Annotated in this window: 5 protein-coding genes and 1 pseudogene; 5 read left to right on the top strand and 1 reads right to left on the bottom strand. The window is 61.6% G+C overall.

The annotated features are described in order from the left end of the window. Both JCM25156_RS23895 and JCM25156_RS29955 read left to right on the top strand, forming a co-directional pair. Positions 1-1,108, top strand: a pseudogene (locus JCM25156_RS23895) (aldose epimerase family protein); the annotation flags it as partial. Positions 1,109-1,201: 93 nt separating this feature from the next. Further along, positions 1,202-1,375 carry a hypothetical protein gene (locus JCM25156_RS29955; RefSeq protein WP_183481642.1) on the top strand — a complete coding sequence of 58 codons (174 nt, stop codon included), beginning with the start codon at positions 1,202-1,204 and terminating at the stop codon, positions 1,373-1,375. A gap of 4 nt (positions 1,376-1,379) precedes the next feature. On the opposite strand, the gene JCM25156_RS11800 is transcribed toward JCM25156_RS29955, so the two are convergent. Continuing rightward, positions 1,380-1,535, bottom strand: coding sequence for a hypothetical protein (locus JCM25156_RS11800; RefSeq protein ID WP_233058152.1), 156 nt, complete (start codon positions 1,533-1,535; stop codon positions 1,380-1,382). Between the two features lie 254 nt (positions 1,536-1,789). On the opposite strand from JCM25156_RS11800, the gene JCM25156_RS32145 reads away from it, so the two are divergent. The 3 genes from JCM25156_RS32145 to JCM25156_RS27135 all read left to right on the top strand — a co-directional run. Beyond that, complete coding sequence (locus tag JCM25156_RS32145) at positions 1,790-1,918, top strand: hypothetical protein (protein WP_277909449.1); 129 nt, start codon at positions 1,790-1,792, stop codon at positions 1,916-1,918. Positions 1,919-2,469: 551 nt separating this feature from the next. Then, complete coding sequence (locus JCM25156_RS29950; RefSeq protein WP_183481645.1) at positions 2,470-2,646, top strand: hypothetical protein; 177 nt, start codon at positions 2,470-2,472, stop codon at positions 2,644-2,646. Positions 2,647-3,069: 423 nt separating this feature from the next. Then, the coding region (locus JCM25156_RS27135; protein WP_199898859.1) for a hypothetical protein at positions 3,070-3,293 on the top strand (224 nt) is incomplete at its 3' end.

Below are 3,293 nucleotides of genomic sequence, written 5' to 3'. Positions count from 1 at the left end.
CCACGCCACCCGTCACGCTGGACCGCGCGCCATTTGGCGCCACGCCGGACGGACGGCAGGTCGAACAGTTCACCCTGACCAGCCAGCAGGGCATGCGCGTGAAGGTGCTGACCTATGGCGGCATCATTTCCGCCATCGAGGCGCCAGACCGCACGGGTCATGTCGCGGACGTGGTGCTGGGTTTTCCCACGCTGGAAGGCTACACCGTGGACAGCGCGCGGGGCGGGCTGTTTTTCGGGGCCACGATCGGGCGGGTGGCCAACCGGATCGCGAACGGCACCTTCACGCTCGATGGCCACACCTACCATATTCCCCGCACCGACGGGGCCAACGCCCTGCATGGCGGGCTCAGGGGGTTCGACAAGCATGTATGGACCGTCGAGGGCACGACGACCACCGCGCACGGGGCCAGCGTGACGCTGGGCCTTGTCAGCCCGGACGGGGACCAGGGCTTTCCCGGCACGCTGACCACGCATGTGACCTTTGCGCTGAATGACCGCAATGAACTGTCGCTGCATTACCGCGCGACGACGGACCGCCCGACCGTGGTGAACCTGACGAACCACAGCTATTTCAATCTGGGCGGGGAGGCAGCGGCCCGATCGAGAACCATGTCCTGCGGATCAATGCGGAAAGCTACACCCCGCTGGACGGCGCTTCGATCCCGCTGGGCACCATCGCGCCGGTGGCGGGCACCCCGTTCGATTTCCGCACGCCGCACCGCATTGGCGAGCGGCTGCGCGAGGCGACGCCACAGATGATGTTCCCCCGTGGCTATGACCACAACTGGATCGTCAACAGCCGGCTTTCCCCTGTTCCGGTGCTGGCCGCGCATCTGGTGGATCCGGCATCGGGCCGGACGCTGGATATTCTGACAACCCAGCCCGGATTGCAGGTCTATACCGCCAATTCACTCGACGGACGTTACGCCGGGCCATCCGGCCATGCCTACCGCCAGACCGACGCCGTGGCGTTCGAGGCCGAACATTACCCCGACAGCCCGAACCACCCGAATTTTCCAGTCACGGAGTTGCGACCGGGCCAGACATATGATGAAACGACCATCTACCGTCTTGGCGTGGAACCCACCCCACGCCCCCGTGGTTAAGGGGCGGGAAGCGCCTTCAGGGCCTGCCAGCCTGCCCCCCGCATTGCGGCAAAGCCACCACTTCCCCCACCCGCATGGGACAGGAGCACAGCCATGAAAAAGATTGTCGTACTATTGTGCCTGGCGGGGCTTGGCGCGTGCCAGGCGAACCGCCCCCCGTCCGATCCTGCCCAGAGCGGGGGCATTGGCGGCGTGACCGGATCACCGGGTCAGGACGCGCCCGATAGCGGGCCGGGCGGTTCCGGTGGGCCGGGAATGGGCAGCTAGGCGGTCAGTCCCGACCGCCACTTATGTTGACCAGCCCGATACCCAGCAGGCCCAGACCGGCCAGCCCTTCGGCCACCATCCATGAAACCGGCCCGATTCCATCCGCCGTCATACCGCGCACCAGAACGCCAACGCTGCCAATCATCAGCAGCAGAGACATGATCGTCGCCCATTTCAGAATCTTGCCGCGGTTCATTGATCTCTTCGCCATCTGTCGGTCCACCTACCGTTATGGACCGGTTGCCTGCTTTCTACCACCTTGCGGGTCCGGTCGTCCAAACACAGCATGCGCAGCCGCAATGCGCCTGCCGCGCAACAGGCCCACCGATCATGCAGATGTGATCCGCAACCCGGCCATTTCCCGGCGGGCAGGCACGTTGGACAGTACTTACCCCTGTAGCCGGACCTGTCCCCATGGAAAAAAGGAACCAGCCGGTGGTGTCGCTGCCCGGCCAGCGGGAATGGACTGCGTATGTGCGGCATATCGTGCGGGTATGGCGCGCCTACCCTTATGTCTTCATGTACATGTGGGATGGAGACTGACCATGGCCTGACGATAATTGACCGATAAAAATAAACCTTTCCGGGCGCCGCCTTTTTCAGAAAGCGGCGTTTCCTGAATATTGCCGGGAAGAAGGGAGAGACTTCTCCTTCCTCGATCAGCGTTCATTCCTGCCGCAGATCGGATGCAGGGAACCATTCATCATTGCCCGTGCTGTCATTACGCACCCGGATCTGGCCGTTTTCAATAATTTCAACAACAGTCCCCTTCTCGCCGCGCTGTTCGGGGGCGACCGGCGCATCATCCTGACCACGACAATATCACCCATTTTGAAATCCATGACATGATCTCCCTGTTGTGAAGAAAGCAGGCGGAACGCCACACCCTGCCTACAGGCGTTACAGCCCCGGCGGGCCACCAGAAGCGGGTGGCGACGGTTTTCCTGCCTCCTGTATTTTCCCGCCGCCTGTCAAGGCGGGCGGCCGGTATGCAGGCATGCGGTCCTGTCCCTTGGATCGGATTGCAACCATCTTATCTGTAATGAACCGGGCCACGGAATGTGACCCGCTTATCATAATGACAGGACGCGATCATGAGCAAAGCAGCGACCAGTGGTCCCGACGCACAGGGCAAGTACAGCCTTGAGGTCAATATTGGCGGGCTGACCGCCGCACTTTCCGGCTTCAGCTCCAAGATGGAAGCCGAGGATTATGCCGTTTCCCTGCTGCGCCGGGTCAAGGAACTGGCCAAGGCCGATGGCCTGAAATAACCCGGCACGCAACGCGGCCGGACAGTGCGCGGATCGCGGGCTGTCCGGTCGCGTCATGTCCACGGATGCCATGATCCTTACAGGCCCGCTACCCGTTCCGGGGCGGGTGTGCCGATGGCCGCGAGCCCTCAATGATCCGCCGCCGCTGCGGGGATCCATTGAAACATTCCCCCATTCGTGCCTTTTTTCTCCAGATGCCGTTTGAAAAGCCTGCACGGGGAACATTCCGCAGATCATGGGGAAGTTCCTGGTGAAGCCAGTTCCCAAAAGCTTCGGAAAACGCCGCCTTTTTGAAAAAAAGCGGCACCGGAAAAGTTTTATTGTTTTTTATCAACGATTTATTTTCAGACAGCTTCTTATACGGTTATGAACCTGACCGCTTCAGGAACGATAACCATAATGGAAAAAAGGAATGCCGCCCCCATGAAACGACTGACCCGATCACTGCTGGCACTGACCCTGGCCGGTAGCCTTGCCGCCTGCGCGGATGGCCCACCCGGCGGCTATTACGACGGGTATGGAGGCTATGGCGGTTACGGTTATGGCTATGACGGCGGTTATTACGGCGGATATGGCGATTATTATGGCGGCGCGCCCGTCTATTATTACGGACGCGGCGGTGGCGGCGGATGGCGCGGGCGCGGCGG

This window comes from Komagataeibacter kakiaceti JCM 25156 (genome assembly GCF_000613305.1).
Note: the sequence above shows the minus strand (reverse complement) of the source record. Positions and strands in the feature narration are given on the sequence as shown.

Coding starts and splice junctions, on each gene's coding strand:
- JCM25156_RS29950 (WP_183481645.1), top strand. CDS start 2,470: ATGAGCAAAGCAGCGACCAGTGGTCCCGACGCACAGGGCAAGTACAGC.
- JCM25156_RS32145 (WP_277909449.1), top strand. CDS start 1,790: ATGGAAAAAAGGAACCAGCCGGTGGTGTCGCTGCCCGGCCAGCGGGAA.
- JCM25156_RS29955 (WP_183481642.1), top strand. CDS start 1,202: ATGAAAAAGATTGTCGTACTATTGTGCCTGGCGGGGCTTGGCGCGTGC.
- JCM25156_RS11800 (WP_233058152.1), bottom strand. CDS start 1,535: ATGTCTCTGCTGCTGATGATTGGCAGCGTTGGCGTTCTGGTGCGCGGT.